At 74.7% G+C, this 21,544-nt stretch carries 11 protein-coding genes; 3 read left to right on the forward strand and 8 right to left on the reverse strand.

The window, feature by feature from the left end; genetic code table 11:
* Positions 1-46 precede the first annotated feature (46 nt).
* From ACZ6CZ_RS25215 to ACZ6CZ_RS25225, 3 genes are all read right to left on the reverse strand, one after another.
* The gene (locus ACZ6CZ_RS25215) at positions 47-3,625 is read right to left on the reverse strand and encodes an ATP-dependent DNA helicase (protein WP_469025202.1); all 3,579 of its coding nucleotides are present in this window, start codon (positions 3,623-3,625) and stop codon (positions 47-49) included.
* Between the two features lie 133 nt (positions 3,626-3,758).
* A complete protein-coding gene (locus ACZ6CZ_RS25220; RefSeq protein ID WP_469025205.1) occupies positions 3,759-7,277 on the reverse strand; it encodes an ATP-dependent helicase in 3,519 nt (1,172 codons plus the stop codon).
* 296 nt (positions 7,278-7,573) lie between these two features.
* Entirely contained in the window at positions 7,574-7,960 is a 387-nt protein-coding gene (locus ACZ6CZ_RS25225; RefSeq protein ID WP_469025207.1) for an MGMT family protein, read from the reverse strand.
* A gap of 177 nt (positions 7,961-8,137) precedes the next feature.
* Between ACZ6CZ_RS25225 and ACZ6CZ_RS25230 the strand changes: the two genes are divergently transcribed.
* The 3 genes from ACZ6CZ_RS25230 (at position 8,138) to ACZ6CZ_RS25240 (ending at position 14,568) form a co-directional block, all read left to right on the forward strand.
* The gene (locus ACZ6CZ_RS25230) at positions 8,138-11,080 is read left to right on the forward strand and encodes a lysylphosphatidylglycerol synthase transmembrane domain-containing protein (RefSeq protein WP_469025209.1); all 2,943 of its coding nucleotides are present in this window, start codon (positions 8,138-8,140) and stop codon (positions 11,078-11,080) included.
* Positions 11,081-11,274: 194 nt separating this feature from the next.
* Positions 11,275-12,825 carry an alpha/beta hydrolase gene (locus ACZ6CZ_RS25235; RefSeq protein WP_469025212.1) on the forward strand — a complete coding sequence of 517 codons (1,551 nt, stop codon included), beginning with the start codon at positions 11,275-11,277 and terminating at the stop codon, positions 12,823-12,825.
* A 195-nt stretch (positions 12,826-13,020) separates the two neighbouring features.
* Positions 13,021-14,568: an alpha/beta hydrolase gene (locus ACZ6CZ_RS25240; protein WP_469025214.1), complete on the forward strand. Its 1,548-nt coding sequence runs from the start codon at positions 13,021-13,023 to the stop codon at positions 14,566-14,568.
* Positions 14,569-14,714: 146 nt separating this feature from the next.
* Here ACZ6CZ_RS25240 and moeZ read toward each other — a convergent pair whose 3' ends face one another.
* The 5 genes from moeZ to ACZ6CZ_RS25265 form a co-directional block, all read right to left on the reverse strand.
* Positions 14,715-15,893 (reverse strand): adenylyltransferase/sulfurtransferase MoeZ, encoded by a 1,179-nt coding sequence (gene moeZ, locus ACZ6CZ_RS25245; protein ID WP_469025217.1) that lies wholly within the window; start codon positions 15,891-15,893, stop codon positions 14,715-14,717.
* 63 nt (positions 15,894-15,956) lie between these two features.
* On the reverse strand, positions 15,957-16,706 hold the full coding sequence (locus tag ACZ6CZ_RS25250) for a spherulation-specific family 4 protein (protein WP_469025219.1): 750 nt from the start codon (positions 16,704-16,706) through the stop codon (positions 15,957-15,959).
* Complete coding sequence (locus ACZ6CZ_RS25255; protein WP_469025222.1) at positions 16,694-17,653, reverse strand: NAD-dependent epimerase/dehydratase family protein; 960 nt, start codon at positions 17,651-17,653, stop codon at positions 16,694-16,696. Before ACZ6CZ_RS25255 ends, ACZ6CZ_RS25250 begins: the two co-directional genes overlap by 13 nt.
* 241 nt (positions 17,654-17,894) lie before the next feature.
* Entirely contained in the window at positions 17,895-19,511 is a 1,617-nt protein-coding gene (locus ACZ6CZ_RS25260; RefSeq protein ID WP_469025224.1) for a hypothetical protein, read from the reverse strand.
* Positions 19,508-21,355, reverse strand: coding sequence for a DUF3492 domain-containing protein (locus ACZ6CZ_RS25265; protein ID WP_469025226.1), 1,848 nt, complete (start codon positions 21,353-21,355; stop codon positions 19,508-19,510). The genes ACZ6CZ_RS25260 and ACZ6CZ_RS25265 overlap by 4 nt, the downstream gene beginning before the upstream one ends.
* Positions 21,356-21,544 lie beyond the last annotated feature (189 nt).

The following is a 21,544-nucleotide window of genomic DNA, read 5'->3' on the forward strand; positions in this document are numbered from 1 at the left end:
CTCACGAGCCTATCCGCCCGGACGGGCATCCTCGGCGGGCGGTTCGTCACACTCGGCTTCCACCGTCGGCGGCCCCTTCGGGCTCCGCCGTCAGCAGCCTCTCCAGTTCCGCCCGCCCCGGCAGCCGCGCCGGCCGTACGACCTCGCCGCCGCGCACGTACAGGAACGCGGCCGTGACGGACTCGGGCGGCACGCCCTGCTGCTCGGCCCAGGCGAGCCGGTAGACGGCGAGCTGGAGGGGGTCGGCGGTGCCGGCGCGGCCGGTCTTCCAGTCGACGATCTCGTACGTCGCGCCCTCGCCCTCGCCGTCGCGGTAGACGGCGTCGATACGGCCCCGTACGACGCGGCCGGCGAGGGTGAGCTGGAAGGGCGCCTCGACGCGGTAGGGCGTGCGGTGCGCGTACTCGGTGCGCTCGAAGGCCTCCTTCAGCGCCTCCAGGTCGTGTTCGTCGGCGATCTCGGCGTCGCTGCCGGGCAGCTCGTCGGGCTCCAGCATCGGCAGCGTCAACGCCTCGAAGCGGGCTTCGACCCATGCGTGGAACCTGGTGCCCCGGCGCGCGGCGGGTTGCGGGGGGCGCGGCATGGGGCGCGCGAGTTCCTGGGCGAGCCGGTCGGGGTCCTCGGCGAGGAGCAGCACCTGGGTCGCGGTCAGCGTGGCCGGCAGGGGTACGTCGGTGACGCTCTGCCGGGCGCGCAGCAGCTCACCGGCGAGGGCGTCGAGGTCGCGGTCCCAGGAGGCGATGGTGCGCGCCTCCTCGGGAGTGAGGGCGCTGCGCGTCGCGGGCCCCGCGCCACGGGGGCGTGCGGGGGCGTGCGCCTGGTGCGGGATCGTCACCGGGCGCGCGGTGGCCCGGGGACCGCGGCCGTCGCCGCCCCGGCCGCCGGGGCGGTCCCCGGGAGCGGTCGCGGCGCCTGGCGGAGGCTGCTCGTCCTCGAACAGCGGCGGTTCGCCGTCGTGGGGCGGCGCGTCCTCGTAGGGCGGCGCGTCCTCATAGGGCGGTTCGTCGTCGTACGGCGGTGGTTCGTCGTAGGGGGGTTCGTCGTCGGGTGGCGGGGGCCAGTCCGGGTCGTCGTGGGCGGCGGGGTCGTGGGTGACCGGCGGGCGGCCGTCGTCGGACGCGGCGAAGGAGTCGAGGTGGGCGAGGACGGTCTCGGCGGCCGCGCGGCGGCGGGCCAGGGCGTCGTCGTCCAGGGGCAGCGGCCACACCTGGTCGGCGGTGGCCGTGTGCAGGGCGGGGTTCTCCTCGCCCTCGGCAGGCTCCTCCGCCCAGGCCTCGATCTCACCGTGGCCGGCGGCGCAGTGGTCGTGGAGGGCGGTGAGGAAGCCGGACGGGCCGCGCGGCTTCTTCTGGCTGGGGCCCCACCAGTGACCGGAGCCGAGCAGCAGGGAGCGGGGGCGGGTGAAGGTGACGTAGCCGAGGCGGAGTTCCTCGGTGTGCTGGTGCTCCTTCATGGCCTCGTGGAAGGCCTTCATGCCGCGCGCGTCCCAGGACTCGATGTCGGGCAGGGTGTCGGTGTCGCCGCGCAGGGCGTGCGGCACCACCTTGGCCTGGGCGGTCCACTTCTCCCGCCCCTGGCCGCTGGGGAAGGTGCCGGCGACCAGTCCGGGGACGGCCACGACGTCCCATTCGAGGCCCTTGGACTTGTGCGCGGTGAGTACCTTGACGGTGTTCTCGCCGCCGGGCAGCGCGTTGTCGAGGCCCTTCTCGTACTGGGCCGCGGTGCGCAGGAAGCCGAGGAAGGCCAGCAGGGTGGCCTCGCCGTCGCCGGCGGCGAAGGAGGCGGCGACGTCCAGGAAGTTGGACAGGGTCTCGCGGCGGCGGGCGGCCAGCGCGTGCGGGGACGCCGACAGTTCCACCTCCAGGCCGGTGACGGCCAGGACGCGGTGCAGGACGTCCATCAGCGGGTCGGCCAGCGAGCGGCGCAGCTCCCGCAGTTCGGCCGCCAGCCGGGCGAAGCGCACGCGCGCGTCCGGGGAGAACGGCAGCCCGTCGTCGTCGCCCGCGCCTTCGTGCAGCGGCGACTCCAGGAACGTGTCCAGGGCGTCCGCGAGCGATATCACCTCGGACGGGTCCACTCCTTCGACCGCCTCGGCGAGCCTGCGGTCCGGGTCGTCGGCGTCACCCGCGCGCGCGTGGGCCACCAGCAGGCGGGCGCGGCGCCCCAGGAGGGCGAGGTCGCGGGGGCCGATGCGCCAGCGGGGGCCGGTCAGCAGGCGGACCAGGTGGGCGTTGGCACCGGGGTCCTGGAGGACCTCGCACACGGCGACCAGGTCGGCGACCTCCGGCAGGTGCAGCAGGCCGGAGAGGCCGACCACCTCGACGGGGACGTCACGGGCGACGAGGGCGCCCTGGATCTCGGCGAAGTCGGTCGCCGTACGGCACAGCACGGCGATCTCCCCGGGGGCGGTGCCGGTGCGCACCAGGTGGGCGACGGAGTCGGCGACCCAGTCGATCTCCTCGGCGTGGGTGCGCAGCAGGGCGCAGCGGACCGTGCCGTCGCGTTCGGCGCCCGGGGCCGGGCGCAGGGCCTCCACGCCCGCGTGCAGGGCGCGCAGCGGCTGCGCGAGGCCGTTGGCCAGGTCGAGGAGCCGGCCGCCGCTGCGCCGGTTCTCGCTGAGCGCCTGCCGGGCGGCGGGGCGGCCGTCGGCGTGCGCGAAGTGCTCGGGGAAGTCGTCGAGGTTGGCCACGGAGGCGCCGCGCCAGCCGTAGATGGCCTGGCAGGGGTCGCCCACAGCGGTCACCGGGTGGCCGGTGCCGCCGCCGAACAGGCCGGCCAGCAGGACGCGCTGGGCCACGGACGTGTCCTGGTACTCGTCCAGGAGCACCACCCGGAACTCCTCGCGCAGCAGACGGCCCACCTCGGGAACGCGGGCCAGGGCGGCGGACAGGGCGATCTGGTCGCCGAAGTCGAGCAGGTCGCGCTCGCGCTTGGCCGCCCGGTAGCGCAGGACGAGGTCGGCGAGTTCCCGGCGGGCGGCCGCCGTCTCGGGGACCTTGCGCAGGTCGGCGTTGGTCAGCTTGGCGCCGTCGAGGGTGCGCAGCAGGCCGGCGTCCCAGGCGCGCAGATCCTCGGGCCGGACCAGGTGTTCGGAGAGTTCGGAGTCGAGGGCCAGCAGGTCGCTGACCAGGTCGGCGAAGGACCGGGTCAGCGCCGGGTAGGGGCCGGGGGCCTCGCGCAGCACGCGCGCGGCGAGCTGGTAGCGGGTGGCGTCGGCCAGCAGCCGGGACGACGGTTCCAGGCCGATGCGCAGGCCGTGATCGGTGAGCAGGCGGCCGGCGAAGGCGTGGTACGTCGAGATGGCCGGTTCGCCGGGCGGGTTGTCGGGGTCGATGACGTCGGGGTCGGTGACGCCCGCCTTGATCAGCGCCTTGCGGACGCGTTCGGCGAGTTCGCCCGCCGCCTTGTTGGTGAAGGTGAGGCCGAGGACCTGCTCGGGGGCGACCTGGCCGGTGCCGACCAGCCAGACGACGCGGGCGGCCATCACGGTGGTCTTGCCCGACCCGGCTCCGGCCACGATCACCTGCGGGGCGGGCGGCGCGGTGATGCAGGCCGTCTGCTCCGGAGTGAACGGGATGCCGAGCAGCTCTTTGAGCTGCTCGGGGTCGCTGATACGGGAGGGCATGTCGTCAGAGGCTAGTGGCGAACACTGACAACCGGTGCCGGATTGCCCCGGTGTGCGAGGAGAAGCGCAGGTCAACGGCTGTGGTGCGATGCGTCACGCGGGGCCTCCCACGCCACACCCACCGCCGGCCCGCTCACTCCACCACGTGCCGCCCCTCCGGCCGTGCGCTGCACGACGCGCGGAACGCGCAGTGCGCGCAGTGCTGGCCGGTGGTCGGTGTGAACCGCTCGTCGAGCACCTTGCCCGCGGCGGTCGCCAGCAGTTCCCCGGCCCACTCCCCCGACGGCGGCTCCTGGGCCTGCACCTTGGGCAGGCTCTCGCCGCCGTCCCGCTTGGCCGCGCCCTGGCGCAGGTGCACCAGTTCCGCGCCGCCCGGCTCGGGGCGGATCCCGCCGAAGGCCTCGTCGACGGCGCCCTCGCGGACGGCGAGCTGGTAGACCGCGAGCTGCGGATGCCGGGTCACCTCCGCGGCGCTGGGTGCGTGCTTGCCGGTCTTGAAGTCGACGACGTAGGCGCGGCCGTCGCCGTCCGTCTCGACGCGGTCCATCTGACCGCGGATGCGGACCTGGACGTCACCCGCCTCCAGGGTGACGTCGAAGTCCTGTTCACTGGCCACCGGCGTGCGTCCCGTGCGGTCCAGCACGTGCCACTTGAGGAAGCGTTCGAGCGCCGCGCGCGCGTGCTCCTTCTCCTGCGCCGACTTCCAGGGCGCGTCGAAGGCCAGCGCGTTCCACACCGAATCCAGCCGTTCCATCAGCACGTCGAGATCGGCGGGGGTGCGCCCGGAGGCGACCTCGTCGGCGAGGACGTGGACGACGTTGCCGAAGCCCTGCGCGACGGTGGCCGGGGCGTCGGCCTTCACCTCGCGGCCCAGGAACCACTGGAGGGCGCAGGTGTTGGCGAGCTGGTCCAGGGCGCTGCCGGAGAGGACCACGGGCTGGTCGCGGTCGCGCAGCGGCACCTTGCTCTCGGTCGGCTCGAACATGCCCCACCAGCGGTACGGGTGGGCGGACGGCACCAGCGGTCGGCCGTCCTCGTCGGCGAGCGCGGCGAGCCTGGCCAGCCGCCGGGCGGCGGCTTCCCGGAGGGTGGCGGACACGCGCGGGTCGACCGTCGTGGCCCGCAGCTCGGCGACGAGCGCCGCCACCGACAGGGGGCGGCGGGGGCGTCCGGTGACGTCCTGCGGCTCGACGCCCAGTTCCGTGAGGAACCGCGAGGGCTGGTCGCCGTCGTCGGCCGGTGCCTTCACCGCGGTGACGACCAGGCGCTCACGCGCGCGCGTGGCGGCCACGTAGAACAGCCGGCGCTCCTCGGCGAGCAGCGCCCCCGGGCTGAGCGGTTCGGCGAGTCCGTCGCGGCCGATGCGGTCGGCCTCCAGCAGGGAGCCGCGGCGGCGCAGGTCCGGCCACAGGCCCTCCTGGACGCCGGCGACCACGACCAGCCGCCACTCCAGGCCCTTGGAGCGGTGCGCGGTCATCAGGCGGACGGCGTCCGGGCGTACGGCGCGGCGGGTGAGGGTGTCGGCGGCGATGTCCTCGGCGGCCGTCTCCTCCAGGAAGTTCAGCGCGCCCCGGCCTCCGGTGCGCTCCTCCGCGCGCGCGGCGGTGGCGAACAGCGCGCAGACGGCGTCCAGGTCGCGGTCGGCGTTGCGGCCGGCCGCGCCGCCGCGCCGGGCGGCCCGCTCCAGGCGCGCGGGCCACGGGGTGCCCTCCCACAGGTCCCACAGGGCCTCCTCGGCCGTGCCGCCGCCCGCGAGGCGTTCCCGGGCCTTGCGCAGCAGCGCGCCGAGACGCTGGGCGCCGCGCGCGTACGCCGGGTCGTGGGTGACGAGGCGTTCGGGCTCGGCGAGCGCGCGGGCGAGCAGCGCGTCGGAGGGCGGCGGCAGCGAGTTGCCGACGGCCCGCTCCTCCTCGCGCAGGGCGCGGCCCAGGCGGCGCAGGTCGGCGGCATCCATGCCGGCGAGAGGGGAGGTGAGCAGGGTGAGGGCGGTCTCGGTGTCGAGCCAGCAGCCGCCGGACTCCTCGGCGGGCCCGGCCGGGACCTCGGCGGCGGGGTCCTGACCCTCGGGGGCCGGGACTTCTCGGGCGGGGTTTTGCTCCTCGCTGGCCGGAGTGTCTGCGGCGGGCTCTTGCTCCTCGGTGACCGCAGCTTCTCCGGCGGGCTCTTGCTCCTCCGGGGCCGGGGCTTCTCCGGCGGGCTCTTGCTCCTCCGGGGCCGGGGCTTCCGCGGTCGGCCCGGCGGGGCCGGGGTGCCGGGCGGCCTCCGCCGTGGCGACCGCCTTGAGCGCCGTCAGCAGCGGTGCCACCGCCGGCTCGTGCCGCAGGGGGAGGTCGTCGCCGTCGATGTCCAGCGGGACACCGGCCGAGGTGAGGGCCCGGCGCACGGTCGGGATGGTGCGGGAACCGGCGCGCACCAGGACGGCCATGTCGCGCCAGGGCACACCGTCCTCCAGGTGGGCCCGGCGCAGGATGTCCGCGATGTTGTCCAGCTCCGTACCGGGCGTCGGGTACGTGTAGACCTCGACGCGGCCGCCGTCCCGTACCGGGGCGAGGTCTCGGTGGGCGCGGACCTTGTCGGCGGGCAGGCGGGTCAGCGGCATCCGCTGGGTGAGCAGACGGGTAGCGGAGAGCAGCGCGGCGCCCGAGCGGCGGGAGGTGCGCAGCACCTCTACGGGGGCCGGGCGGCCGTCCGCGCGCGCGAAGGCGGCCGGGAAGTCGAGGATGCCGTTCACGTCGGCGCCCCGGAAGGCGTAGATCGACTGGTCGGGGTCACCGAGGGCGACCAGGGTGCGCCCGCCGCCGGCCAGGGCGTGCAGCAGCCGCACCTGGGCCGGGTCGGTGTCCTGGTACTCGTCGACGTAGACGGCGTCGTACCGGGCGGCGAGCCGCTCGGCGACCCCCGGGCGGCGGGCCAGCAGGACCGCACGGTGGACCAGCTCGGCGTAGTCGAGGACGCCCTGGAGGTCGAGCACGTCGAGGTACTCGGCGAGGAAGGCGGCGGCGGCCCGCCAGTCGGGGCGGCCGATGCGCCGGGCGAAGGCGTCCAGGGTGCCGGGGCCGAGACCCAGCTCGCGGCTGCGGGCCAGGACGGCGCGGACCTCGTCGGCGAAGCCCCGGGTGGTCAGGCAGGCGCGCAGCTCGTCCGGCCAGCGCACGTGGGTCAGCCCGAGCCGCTCCAGGTCGGGCTGGCCGGCCAGCAGCTCGCGGACGGTGACGTCCTGCTCCGGGCCGGAGAGCAGCCGCAGGGGCTCCACGAACAGGCCGGTGTCCTGGTGGGCGCGCACCAGGGCGTAGCAGTAGGAGTGGAAGGTGGTCGCCCGAGGCGCGCGGGCCGCCCCCATCCGCAGGGCCATGCGGTCACGCAGGTCGACGGCGGCCCTGCGGCTGAACGTCAGCACGAGGATGCGCTCGGGGTCACCGCCGCGGGCGATCCGCGCGGCCACGGACTCGACGAGGGTGGTGGTCTTGCCGGTGCCCGGACCTGCGAGGACGAGCAGCGGACCGGTGCGGTGGTCAACCACGGCACGCTGTGCGGCGTCCAGACGAGGGGGGTCCACCGCGGCCGGCGGGGTACGGACCAGTCGGTAAGCGCCACGGCTCCCCTGCCGCACCTGGGGGTGCGGCAGTCGCCTGGTGGAGGAAGAGGAGCTCACGTGGTTCGCCGGTCCTGGTGGGTGTGCTGGTGGGAAGGCGGTCGCGCGTGGAGGGCGGTGGCCGCGGGGCGAGGGGGACACGTGCAACCGGCGTCGTACCGGACGAGGCCCCGCCGAAGGAGGCTACGCCCGGGGAGTTCACGCGAGCGGAGCTTCCGCTCCTTCGCTCACGCCTCCGGCGACACGGATGTCCCACCCCTTTCGAACGTACGGCATGGCGCGGGTGTCCCCGCGTTCCCGGATGTCCCCCGAACGGGCCACGGGTTCCTCGTGGAGGCAACCGATGGCGGAAGCTGTCAGGTGTGACCCTCCGCGCCCGCGCCGCCGTCCCACCGGGCCCGCCGCATGTCGAGCCGCGGCAGATGGCCCTCGGCCGCCCTGCTCGCCGCCTTCAGCGGGGTCCCCTCCGCGCGGTAGTGACCGAGGGCCCGCAGTTCGCTGCCGGGCAGCAGGGCTCCGTCCGCCCGCACGACCCGCCACCACGGCACCGCGCCGCCGTAGAGGGCCATCACCCGTCCGACCTGGCGCGGGCCGCCCTCCTCGAGCCACTCGGCGACATCGCCGTACGTCATGACGCGCCCCGGCGGAATCCGCTCCGCGACCTCCAGGACCCGCTCGGCGTATTCCGGCAGCGCGTCCTCGTACCCCTCTCGGGTGTCCTCGGGAAGGCTCTGCTCGCTCATTCGTCCCATCCTGCCGCACCCCACCGACATCCCGCGGCCGGTCCGCGCCCTCGCCCCGCGGCGGCGCTTCCGGCAGACTGTGCGACTCCGCAGGTGGACCCTGATGCCCGCGCCCGCCGGTCGCGCATGCCACCATCGTGCGGGCGGTGACTGGTGATACGAGACCAAGAAGAGACCATGAAGCAGCAGGGCGTGCACCCCGAGGGCGCGGAGGGCAGCTCTGACGGGCCCGCGCGCCCGGACACCGCCCGCGCGGGCACCGACGACGCCGGCCCGGCCGGGACGGCACGGGTACCGGACGCCGCCGGCCCGCCGCACGCACCCGACTCCGCCGGCCCGCCGCACGCACCGGCCTCGGCCGGGACGGCGCACGCCGCCGCTGCGGATGCGAACGCGGACGCGGATGGCACCGGCCTCCCCGGCACCACCGGCGCGGCACCCGGTTCCGGCGCCCACGAGCCCACGGACGCCCCGCGCGATCCGGAGGCCCCGGACACCCCGAACGACCCGGACGGGTGCGACGACGCGCGCGCCGACGCCGTGGAGGGCGACGAACCGCTGCTCCCCGCGCGCGTGCACCGCCCGTCCGACCTGATGCGGCTCCTGGTCGGCGTCTTCGCGATCGCCGTGCTGCTGGCGGTCGCCGCGTTCGCGCACGGCACCACCTCGGGCCTCGAGCAGGACATCAACAAGGGCACCGGACAGGCGCCCGACCTGCTGATCCGGTTCGCCGGGCTGGCGTCCAGCATCGCGATCCTCCTAGTGCCGGTCGCCTTCGCGATCGAGCGGCTGATCAAGCGGGACGGGCTGCGCATCGCCGACGGCGTCCTCGCGGCGGTCCTGGCCCACGGTGTGACGCTCGCCACCGACCTGTGGGTCGCCCGGGCCGCCCCGGGGTCCATCCAGGAGGCGCTCACCCAGCCCTCACCGGGTGACATCCACGCCCTCACCGACCCGGTGCACGGCTATCTCGCGCCCGTCATCGCCTACATGACGGCGGTCGGCATGTCCCGGCGGCCGCGCTGGCGCGCGGTGCTGTGGATCGTGCTGATGCTCGACGCGTTCTCCATGCTGGTCACCGGCTACACCACCCCGTTCTCGATCATCCTGACCGTGCTGATCGGCTGGACCGTCGCCTACGGCACCCTCTACGCGGTCGGCTCGCCCAATGTGCGTCCCACGGGGCAGACGCTGATGGCCGGTCTGCGGCACGTCGGCTTCCGCCCGGTCAGCGCGGCGCGTGAGGAGAGCCCGGAGGCGGAGAACGGCGACCGGGGCCGGCGCTACTTCGTGACCCTGGAGGACGGCCCGCCCCTGGACGTCACCGTGGTCGACCGGGAGCAGCAGGCGCAGGGCTTCTTCTACCGCGCCTGGCGCAACCTCACCCTGCGCGGCTTCGCCACCCGCTCCAGCCTCCCGTCGCTGCGCCAGGCGCTGGAGCAGGAGGCGCTGCTGGCGTACGCGGCGATCGCGGCGGGCGCGAACGCGCCGAAGCTGATCGCCACCTCCGAGCTGGGCCCCGACGCCGTGATGCTCGTCTACGAGCACACCGGGGGCCGCACACTGGACTCGCTGGCCGACGCGGAGATCACCGACGACCTGCTGCGCCACACCTGGCACCAGGTGCGGGCCCTGCAGTCGCGGCGCATCGCGCACCGCAGGCTGGCCGGTGACGCGATCCTGGTGGACCGTTCCGGCACGGTGATCCTCACCGAGCTGCGCGGCGGCGAGATCGCGGCCGGTGATCTGCTGCTGCGCATGGACGTCGCCCAGTTGCTCACCACCCTCGGCCTGCGGGTGGGTGCCGAGCGGGCGGTGGCCTCCGCGGTCGGCGTCCTCGGTCCCGACACGGTCGCCGACTGCCTGCCGATGCTCCAGCCGATCGCGCTGACCCGCTCCACGCGCGCGACGCTGCGCCGGCTCGCCCGGGAGCGCGCGCACCGCGAGCGCGAGGCCGTCCTGGAAGCGTCCCGGCAGGCCAAGCAGGCCCGGCTGGAGGAAGCCGCCCAGGACACCGGGACCGCCCAGGAGAAGCCCGACAAGAAGGCCGTGCGCGCCGAGCAGCGGGCCGAGAAACGGGCCATCGACGACGCCATCGACGAGGCGCGCGAAGAGGACCTGCTGACGCAGATCCGGCACCAGGTACTGCGGATCAGACCGCAGGCACCCGTGGAGCCGGCCCGCCTGGAGCGCGTGCGCCCGCGCACGCTGATCAGCTTCATCGCCGGCGCGATCGGCGCCTACTACCTGCTGACCCAGCTGACGCACATCGAGTTCGGCACGCTCTTCGCCCGGGCCCAGTGGGGCTGGGTGATCGCGGCGGTGCTGTTCTCCGCGCTCAGTTACGTCGCCGCGGCGATGGCGCTGCTGGGGTTCGTGCCCGAGCGGGTGCCGTTCGTGCGGACCGTGGCCGCGCAGGTGGCGGGCTCGTTCGTGAAGATCGTGGCGCCCGCCGCGGTCGGCGGTGTCGCCCTGAACACGCGCTTCCTGCAACGTGCGGGGGTGCGGCCGGGCCTCGCGGTGGCGAGCGTCGGCGCCTCCCAGCTGTTCGGGCTGGGCTGCCACATCCTGATGCTGCTGTCCTTCGGCTATCTGACCGGCACCGAGAAGACGCCGTCGCTGTCGCCGTCCCGGACGGTCATCGCCGGGCTGCTGACGGTGGCGGTGCTCGTGCTCGTGGTCACCTCGGTGCCGTTCCTGCGGAAGTTCGTCGTCACGCGCGTGAGGTCGCTGTTCGCGGGCGTCGTACCGCGCATGCTCGACGTCCTGCAGCGGCCGCAGAAGCTGGTCACCGGCATCGGCGGCATGCTGCTGCTGACCGCCTGCTTCGTGATGTGCCTGGACGCCTCCATCCGGGCCTTCGGCGACGACTCGACCTCGCTGAGCATCGCCAGCGTCGCCGTCGTCTTCCTCGCCGGCAACGCGCTCGGGTCCGCCGCGCCGACCCCGGGCGGCGTGGGCGCGGTGGAGGCCACCCTGACGGTCGGTCTGATCGCCGTCGGCCTGCCCAAGGAGGTCGCCGCGCCGGCCGTCCTGCTGTTCCGGCTGCTGACGCTGTGGCTGCCCGTACTGCCGGGCTGGCTGGCCTTCGGCCACCTCTCGCGCAAGGGCGCCCTGTAGCAGGCCGCGGCGCCGGTTCAGAGATACGGGGCCTCTTCCCGGCCGGTGCGCGGAGAGGCGCGGGCGCGCCGGCAGAGCGGCGTGGGCAAGCCTGCGAAGCTTCGCCGGCAGGCCTGCCCGGTGGCCGGTTCGGGGCCTACCTCATACGGCTCGCGCCCCGCGCGCCCCGGCGTGCGCGCCCTCAGGATGGACATATGCCCAACCCCTCCCGGCCGCGCGCCACCGCCCTGTCCGCCACCGCCGTGCTGCTCGGGGCCCTGCTGGCCGGCTGCGGCGACGGCTCCGGGAACGGGAACGGGGACCTCACGGCGCAGCACCTTGACTGGCAGGACTGCCCGGCGCCGTCCGAGGCGGAAGGCGGCGGCGGCTCCCCCTCCCCGCTGCCGAACGGCGGCACGTGGCAGTGCGCCACCATGAAGGCGCCCCTGGACTGGAGCAAGCCCAAGGGTGACACCATCGGGCTCGCCCTGATCCGGGCCAGGGCCAGCGGCCGGGCGGACGCGCGGATCGGCTCGCTCGTGTTCAACTTCGGCGGCCCCGGCGGCAGCGGCGTGGCCACGCTGCCCGCGTTCGGCGAGGACTACGCCGCCCTGCGCACCCGCTACGACCTGGTGAGCTTCGACCCGCGTGGGGTCGGCCGCAGCGATCCCGTCGAGTGCGAGAGCGACGCCCAGCTCGACGAGTACTTCCAGCAGGACGCCACACCCGACGACAGCGCCGAACGCACCCAGCTGGTGAACCGCACCAAACAGTTCAACGCAGCCTGCGACAAGCACTCCGCGAAGGTGCTGCCGCACGTGCGCACCACGGACGCGGCCCGCGACATGGACCTGATGCGCCAGGTGCTCGGCGACCCGAAGCTCTACTACTTCGGCATCTCCTACGGCACCGAGCTGGGCGGCGTCTACGCCCACCTGTTCCCCAAGAAGGTGGGCCGGGCGGTCTTCGATGGGGTCGTCGATCCCACGGAGGACCCCGAGCAGAGTTCGCTGGGGCAGGCCAGGGGCTTCCAGCTGGCGCTCGACAACTTCGCCGACGACTGCACCTCCAAGACCACCGACTGCCCCCTCGGCGACACGGCGCAGGACGTGAAGGACCGTATCGCCAAGCTGCTCGCCGACCTGGAGAAGAAGCCGATCCCCGGCGTCTTCCCGCGCGACCTCACCCAGACCGCCGCGACCAACGGCATCGCGCAGTCCCTGTACTCCAAGGACTTCTGGGAGTACCTGACCGAGGGCCTGGAACAGGCCTACGACGGGGACGGCAAGATCCTCATGCTGCTGTCCGACTCGATGAACGGCCGCAACGAGAACGGCGAGTACAGCAACATCACCGCGGCGAACGTCGCCATCAACTGCGCCGACGACAAGGCCCGCTACACCCCGGGCTACGTCGAGCAGCGGCTGCCCGCGTTCCGGGCCGCCTCCCCGTTGTTCGGGGACTTCCTGGCGTGGTCCATGGTCAGCTGCACCGACTGGGCCGTGCCGGGGGCGGCCGAGCATCCCGACGTCAGCGCGCCTGGGTCGGCACCGATCCTCGTGATCGGCAACACCGGGGATCCGGCGACCCCGTACGAGGGCGCCAGGAAGATGGTGGACGCGCTCGGCAAGGGCGTCGGCGTCGAGCTGACCTACCGCGGCCAGGGGCACGGCGCCTACGACAGCCGGAACAAGTGCGTGCAGGGTGCCGTGAACGGCTACCTGCTCGAGGGCAGGGTGCCGAAGACCGGCACCGTCTGCTCCTGACACCGCACCGACGAGCCGGGGGGATGAGCGGCACCGACGAGCCGGGCGGACGAGCCGAGCCGATCACTGCGGGCAGGACAGGAACCGCAGGTCAAAGGGTTATCCACAGGCTGTGACGGGCTCAGGACGCCCGACCTACCATGGCCTGAACGCCCCTCGCCGAGCAGTGCGGAGGGCTCGTGAGGGGGGTTGCGCATGTCTCGTATCGCACGGTGGACGGCCGCCGTGGCCGCGGTGGTGCTGCTGGCCGGCTGCGGCGGCCCGGCCGGCGGCAGCGGCGGGGACAAGGGAGAGGAGCGGTCCGGTACGGCGTCGGGGTCCGCGACCGGCCCCGCGACGGCCGCTCTGCCCGCCTCGCTCACCCGTCAGCGGCTCGACTGGGGCCGCTGCAAGGCCACCGGGGGCTCGCCGGCGCCGAGCGGTGAGTGGCGGTGCGCGACGCTGAAGGTGCCGCTCGACTGGTCGAAGCCGGGCGGCCGGACCATCGGTCTCGCACTCATCCGGGCCCGCGCCGGCGGCGGCGACCGCATCGGTTCACTGCTGTTCAACTTCGGCGGCCCCGGCGGCTCGGGCGTGGCCATGATGCCCTCCTACGCCGCCATCGTCTCCGGGCTGCGCCGGAGCTACGACCTGGTGAGCTGGGACCCGCGCGGGGTAGGGGCCAGCGAGGGCGTCCGCTGCCGCGACGACCGGGAGGTCCGGGCCGCCGAGGCGGTCGACGCCACTCCGGACACCCCCGCCGAGGAGAAGGCCTACCTCCAGGACGCCACCGCCTTCGGCAAGGGCTGCCTGCGCACCGCCGGGCCGCTGATGGCACACGTCTCCACGACCGACACCGCGCGCGACATGGACCTCATGCGCCAAGTGCTCGGCGATGCGAAGCTGCACTACTTCGGCATCTCCTACGGCACCGAACTGGGCGGCGTGTACGCCCACTTGTTCCCCGGACAGGTGGGGCGGCTCATCCTGGACGCGGTGGTGGACCCGACCGCCGACACCGTCGGCCATGCCGAGAACCAGACGAAGGGCTTCCAGCGGGCCCTCGACGACTACGTGAGGTCCACCGGCCAGGACCCGCGGCAGGGCTCCCGCACGATCGCGGCCCTGCTGAAGCGGATCGACGCCGCCCCGTTGCCCACGTCGTCCGGGCGGAAGCTCACCCAGACCCTCGCGGTCACCGGCATCATCCTGCCGCTGTACAACCGGGCGGGCTGGCCGATGCTGACCAGCGCGCTGAAGGCGGCGCGGCGGGGCGACGGCTCCGAACTGCTGTCGCTCGCCGACCAGTACAACGACCGTGACGCCTCGGGCCACTACGGCACGGCGACGCAGGCCCAACGGGTCATATCGTGCCTGGACGACCGGCAGCGGCCCACGCTCGCCGAGACGAAGAAGGCACTGCCGCGCTTCGAGCGGATCTCACCGGTGTTCGGGGACTTCATGGGCTGGGACACCGCGGGCTGGTGCCACGACTGGCCGGTGGCGGGCCAGTACGACACCCCGGAGGTGAGCGCACCGGGCGCGGCCCCGATCCTGCTGGTCGGCAACACGGGCGACCCGGCGACGCCGTACGAGGGTGCCCGCAGGATGGCGGACGAGCTGGGCAGGGGCGTCGGAGTCGAACTCACCTGGAAGGGCGAGGGACACGGGTCCTACGGCAGCGGGAGCGACTGCGTGGACTCGGCGGTGGACGCCTACCTGCTGCACGGCACGGTGCCGAAGGACGGCACGGTCTGCTCCTGACGGCGGCGAGAGTGGAGGCACCGGGCTTCCCGGCGGTCCCGAACGGCGGCCGGCCGGTGCCGTCCGGCAACGACACCGGCCCACGGCCCCTGAACGGGCCAGGGTCGTGGGCCGGGTCCGGCGTCCCGGTGAGGGAGGCCGGTCGGTCAGTACACCGGCTTGTGCGGTTCGATCTGGTTGACCCAGCCGATCACGCCGCCGCCGACGTGCACGGCGTCCGCGAAGCCCGCGGACTTCAGCACGGCGAGGACCTCCGCACTGCGGACACCCGTCTTGCAGTGCAGGACGATCTTCCGGTCCTGCGGCAGGCCCCCGAGGGCGCTGCCCATGAGGAACTCGTTCTTCGGGATCAGCTTGGCGCCCGGGATGGAGACGATCTCGTACTCGTTCGGCTCCCGGACGTCGATGATCTCGATGTTCTCGCCGTCGTCGATCCACTCCTTGAGCTGCTTGGGAGTGATCGTCGAGCCGGCCGCCGCCTGCTGGGCCTCCTCGGAGACGACGCCGCAGAAGGCCTCGTAGTCGATGAGTTCGGTGACGGTCGGGTTCTCGCCGCAGACCGCGCAGTCGGGGTCCTTGCGGACCTTGACCTGGCGGTACTGCATCTCCAGGGCGTCGTAGATCATCAGTCGGCCGACCAGCGGCTCACCGATGCCGGCGAGCAGCTTGATGGCCTCGTTGACCTGGATGGAGCCGATGGACGCGCACAGCACGCCCAGGACGCCGCCCTCGGCGCAGGAGGGGACCATGCCGGGGGGCGGGGGCTCCGGGTAGAGGCAGCGGTAGCAGGGGCCGTGCTCGGACCAGAACACGGAGGCCTGGCCGTCGAAGCGGTAGATCGAACCCCATACGTACGGCTTGTTCAGCAGCACGCACGCGTCGTTGACCAGGTAGCGGGTCGCGAAGTTGTCCGTGCCGTCGACGATCAGGTCGTACTGGCTGAAGATGTCCATCACGTTGTCGGCCTCGAGCCGCTCCTGGTGAAGGACCACGTTCACGTACGGGTTGATGCCGAGGACGGAGTCACGGGCGGACTCGGCCTTGGAGCGGCCGATGTCGGCCTGGCTGTGGATGATCTGGCGCTGCAGGTTCGACTCGTCGACCTCGTCGAACTCCACGATGCCGAGCGTGCCCACGCCCGCGGCGGCCAGGTACATCAGCGCCGGCGAGCCCAGGCCGCCGGCGCCCACACAGAGCACCTTGGCGTTCTTCAGCCGCTTCTGCCCGTCCATGCCCACGTCGGGGATGATCAGGTGGCGGGAGTACCTGCGGACCTCGTCTACGGTGAGCTCAGAAGCCGGCTCGACCAGGGGTGGCAACGACACGGGGACTCCGTTGGTCGGTCAATCACTACAGTTGTTCTCCCTGTAACACTGCCACGGGCTTCTTCATTCCGAGACACCTGTTCCGATCCGCGAGACGATGTCGTCCCAGTAGCCGGGCATCGCCTCCCAGGGGTCGATCCGTCCGCCGCGGTCGGTGCGGTCCGTGAACCAGATGGTCGCCGCTCCCTGCCAGCGGGCTATGCGCAGTGCCTCCTCCAGATGGCCGCGCGGCACGCTGTGCACGAAGTGGCAGAAGCGGTCGGGCGGGTAGGCGGCGGTCCACTCGGCGGCCTGCGACCAGCGGTAGTCGGACCAGGGGCCGGAGAAGGTCACCAGCTGGTCGGCGTGCTCGGCGTACCCGGGGTAGGGGTGCGTGCCGTGGTCGAGGACGAGGTGGGCGCCATCCCTCAGTGCGCGCAGTGCCGTCAGCGTGCGGCGGACTTGGGGCAGGGCGGCGCGCTCGGTGGGGCAGCGGTGCAGCAGGAAGCCGTCGACCCGGTACCAGTCGAGGTGGTGGCCCGCGTCGCGGAGCAGGTCGCCCTCGGCACGGGCGCCGTGGGCGGTGTCCAGATGGCCGAGGACGCGAACGCCCGCGGCCCGCAGCCGGGCGACCGCCTCCAGGCAGTGCGGGTCGGGGCGGGTGCCGGGCCCGGCCCCGACGTCGAGGACGACCCAGTGCAGCGGGGTGCCGGGGCGGGCGAGTTCCCCCCACTCGGTGGGCGCGACGAGGGGGTGGGCGTAGCCGGGCACCCCGAGGGCGGTGCGGACGCCGGTGCTCGCGCTGTCCGAGCGGGCGCTGGTCAGATGCGGCATGCCGCCTCCATCCAGATGTCGGCGAGGGACTCCTCGAGGTTGATGCGGGGGCGCCAGCCGAGACGGTCGCGCGCGGTGCGCACATCGGCCTGCTGCCAGCTGCCGCAACCGTCCGGGTACGGGAACGCGACCGGGGCCGCGTGGTCGGGGTCGGGCCGCGGATGGCCGATGGCCGCCCGCAACGGGCCGGGCGGGCCGTCGAGTTCGTGCAGGGCCCCGCCGTATCCGGCGACCCTGGCCAGTACGGCGGCGGCGTCGCGCAGGCGGACGGCGCGGCCCGAGCCGATGTTGATGACGCCCTGGGCGGCGGAGAGCGACGCGGCGTGCACGGCGCGGGCGACGTCCCGGACGTCGATGAAGTCCCGCTGCACGCCGAGCCCGCCGAGCTTGAGTTCACCGTCGCCGGACTGCATCGCGCGGCGCATGGCCTCGGCGAGGCGGCCGAGCGGGGAGCCCGCCGGGGTGCCGGGGCCGGCCGGGGAGAACACCCGGAGCACGACGGCGTCCAGGCCGGACCCCAGGACCAGTTCGGTCGCGGCGAGTTTGCTGACGCCGTACGGTCCGCCGGGCCGGGGCACCGCGTCCTCGGCCGTGGAGGACCCGGGCTGGCTGGGGCCGTACTCGGCGCTGCACCCGATCTGCACCAGGCGTGCCCCGCAGCCGCTGCGGCGCAGTGCCTCGCAGACGGTGGCGACCGCGACGGTGTTGTGCCGGGTGAGTTCGCGGGCGCCGCCCCGGGTGGCGCCGGCGCAGTTGACGACGACCCCGGGGTGGACCGCGTCCAGGAAGCGGGTGAGCGCGCCGGGGCTGCCGCTGGCGAGGTCGAAGCGGACGTCGGCGTCGTCGCCGCGGCCCAGCGCGGTCAGCTGGACGGCCGGGTCGGCGAGCAGGCGGTCGGCCACGAAGCGGCCGAGGTAACCGTTGGCTCCGATCAGCAGGACCCTCATCGGGTGGCTCCCGGGGTGTGCGCTCCGGTTGCTCCGGTGGTTCCGGCCGCTCCGGGTCGGGAGGTGGTCATCTGGCGGTCTCCTTCAAGGGGTGATGCAAGAGGTGATGCGAGTGCCTCCGGCGGTGGGCCGGGCTGCGGTGGGAGCGGGGCTGCTGAAGTGGGCGGTGGGCCGCCCGGACGGCGGGGACGCCACCTGGTCCGGGCCCGGTGGCAGGCGGTGTCGGCGGAGGGCGGGCGGCTCACTCGTCCGCTCCGGTCGGCGCGTGGGCCGCGGCCCGGGTGAGGGTGCGGGCGGCGTGGACCAGGAGGGTGAGGGCTGCCGTGCCGGAGGCCAGTGCCGGGACGCCGCCCGCGCCCCAGGTGTGCACGAGAGTCTCGACGGGAGTCGCCAGGCCCTCGCAGCCGGGAAGGCGACCGGCGAGGACCAGACCGACGGCGAGGGCCTCGGTCGCGGCGGTGGCGGCGAGGGCGTGCGCGGCGGCGTGCGGGACGCGGTGGACGGTGAGGAGGCGGGCCAGCAGCAGGAGGGCGCCGAGGGTGAGCGTCTGCGGGTAGGCGGCGGGTTGGCACAGGGCGGCCGCGCACACGGCCAGCAGCACGGTGAGGGCCCCCAGGAACAGGGCGACGGCGCCGAGCAGCAGCGGTCGGACAGCGGCGGTGAACTCCGCCAGGCCGCGGCTGCCGGTGAGTCTGCGGCGCGCGGCCGCCGAGAACAGCTGGGCGGTCCAGGCCGCCGGGACGCAGGCCAGCAGGAGGGCCAGGACGGGGGCGGTCGCCGTGGGCCAGGGGCCGTCGGGCAGGCCGGTGGGCGGCGCGTCGGGGCCGCCTGTCATGACCGAGCGCAGCAGGCCGTCGCCGAGGAGGGCGTAGCCGAACAGCCAGGTGGTCCACGCGCGCGTGGCGGACGCCGTGCGCCAGGTGCGGGCGCCAGGCGCGGCGAGGGGCCCGCGACGCAGCGCGGCACGCACCCCGAGGGTGACGGCGAGGGCGCCGCCGACGGCGACGAGGAGGCGGGAGCGGCCCTGGGTGAGGTGCAGGCCCGCGACGGCGGCGCCGCCCAGGGCACCGGGGAGACAGGCGAACGGGAGCCGGCCGGGGCGGACGCGGGTCGGTGCGGGGGGTTCGGGACGGGGCCGGGGCTCGCCGTCGCGGGGTACGCGCGCGTACAGCTCCTCGGCGAGCGAGAAGACGTCGCGGTGCCGGAAGCGGGTGGCGGTCCGGTCGGTGACCCCGTGCGCCTCCAGGCCGGCGGCGATCTCCAGCGGGTCCACGGCCCTTTCGCACAGCTCGCGGTGGCGGTGCAGCAGGGCCTTCACCGGGTCGGCGGGACCCCGGCGGGCGGGTCCGCGGCCACGGTCGGCGTCGCCGGGGTCCGCTGCCGCGGGCCGCCCGGCCTGCATCACGGCCGGCGCCCCGGCCACCGCCTGGGCCGGTACCTCCCCGTCGGTTCCGGCACGCCGGCCGAGGCCGTGGGCCGGGCCCCGGTCGCCGAACACCTCGACGGAGACGTCACCGGGCAGCACAGCGGTCAGGTCACGGTCACCGGGCAGATCGACGCACTGGTCGACCGAGTCACCGGCCGGGTCGACGGACAGATCGACGGACAGGTCGACCGAGTCACCGGCCAGGTCGGCGAAGGCGCCGGCGGGCGCGGCGTCCTGCGTCTCCGGGGCCGCCGTGAGCCATCCAGCCGACCGGGCGTCCCAGGCACCGGGGCTGCGCGGCACGCCCGGCCGCTCCGGCCCGAGCCCGTTCACCCCGCCACCCGGCCCCCTCGCCCCGGCACCCGCCCCGCGTACCTCGCAGGCCGGCCCGCTCGCCCCACCGGCCAGGTCCTCCCGCTGCCCCGCGCTCATCGCGTCCCCTCCGCCGCCGCGAGGCCGGTCGCCCGCACCGGTGCGCCCATCGCCCAACCGGGGCGGAGCAGGACGTGAGAGGTGGGTCCGGTCAGCCGGCCGGGGACGTGGGCCTCGGCGGGCGCGGCGAACGGGAGGGGGTCGCCGGCCTCGTCCAGAACGACCCGGCGCACCGGGCTGTGCGAGACGATGTCCAGGTAAATGCCGTGGAATGCCGCGAGGTTCTGCTCGACGGTGAACAGCTCGAGCGCGCGGGCGCGTGCGGCGGCACCGAGGCGCGCACGGCGCTCGGGGTCGCGCAGCAGCGCCACGCACGCCTCGGCGAGCGCCCGCGGGTTGCGCGGCGGCACGACGAGCCCGGTGCCGCCGATGACCTCGACGACCGCGCCGACGTCCGTGGACACCGTGGCGCGGCCGCAGAACATGGCCTCGACCAGGCCGACCGGGAAGCCCTCGACGACGCTGGACAGGACGACGACGGCACCGGCGGCGTAGGCGTCGGGGAGGGTCGGGGCCTCCGGTCCGCCGATCTCCTCGAAGGAGACCGGGTTGTCGCCGACCGCGTGCGCGCCCTCCGCCTCGTCCGGGAAGAGCTGGGCGGCCAGCGCCCGGCAGTGGCCCAGATAGGCCGCGCCCTCGGAACCCGCGGCGGCACCGATGATCCGCAGCCGTGCTGTGGGCTCCTGCTTGCGGACCTCGGCGAAGGCGTGGAGCAGGGACACCAGGTCCTTGGCGGGTTCGACGCGGCCGACCCACACCAGGGTGTCCGGGTCGGCGCGGTCCGGGGACTCGCCGACCTCGGCGAAGCGGGACGCCGCCATACCGGGGTGCACCGTGCGGATCTTGGCCCGGTCGGCGCCGCAGCGTTCCTGCCAGCGGCGGGCGTGGGTGTTGCCGGGGGTGATGACGGCGGCCCGGTGGTAGACCTCGGCGGCCAGCCGGCCGTGGAAGGCGGCGAGCAGGGCGCGTACGGCCGGGGCGGCGGCACCGGCACCGGCACCGAGGGTCAGGTAGTGGGTGCGCAGCTGGACGCCGTACTCGGTGAGCAGCAGCGGCACCTCGCAGAAGTGCCGGGCGAGCAGTCCGGGCAGGGCGGCGGGGCCGCCGGCGGTGGCGTGGCAGAGGTCGGCGGCGCCGAGGCCGTCGTCGTCGTACCAGTCGAGGGACAGGGGGCGCAGGGCGCGTTCCAGGTGTGCGGCGACGGTGAGGAGGTCGGGCACGCGTGCCTCGCGCGCCGGGGGCAGGGCGCCGGGCGCGCGGCACGCGCGTTCCAGGATGCGGACGGCGGTGTCGGAGCGGAGGGCGCCGACGAGCCCGCCGTCGTCGCGGGCGAGTTCGGCGAGCCCGTAGAGCGCGCTGCGGAAACGGTCCGCCTGGTCGTCCGTCCCGCCGCCCGCCACCCCGGCGTACGCGGTGCCCGCCGCGTCGAGCACCGCGCGGGAGCGGTCGGCCGGCGCGGTCACGCCGGTCGCGCCGATCCCGTCGATTCCGTCGATCCCGTCGATGCTGTCAGTGCCGGCGGGCGCCGTTCCCGCGGCCGCGGCGCACAAGGCCTCGACCAGCTCGCCGTAGCACGCGGCGAAGCGCCGGCGCGCGCGCCGCCCGTGGACCGTCCCGTCGCCCCCGGCCGTCCATGGGGGTGCCGTACGCACCCGGCCGACCTGCGGCGGAAGCGGCACCCAGGCCTGGTCGCACCGGCCCTCGTCCTGCCGGCGCCGGGTGCCGCCGAGCGCGTAGATGTCGAACTCGTGCTGCTCGAGCCCGCGCACGAGCCGGTCGCACCAGAGCCTGGCGTCACCGCTCACATACGGGTAGTCACCCTCCGTCAGCAGCCCGATCCGCATGTGTGCACCCCCGATCTCCCGTTAGGGGAGCCGCCGTTGCCCCGGCGGCTCGCAGCGGGACGAAGGTATGCGGACAAGGCGGTGGCGGGGAGGGGAGTGTTTTTTTTTTTCCCCCCCCCAAGCGGAGGGCCCTCCCCTTTCTTTCCCCGCGCCCCTCCTCCCTCCCTCCCCACCTCCCCTCCCCTCCCC

Source organism: Streptomyces sp. NPDC041135 (assembly GCF_055592085.1).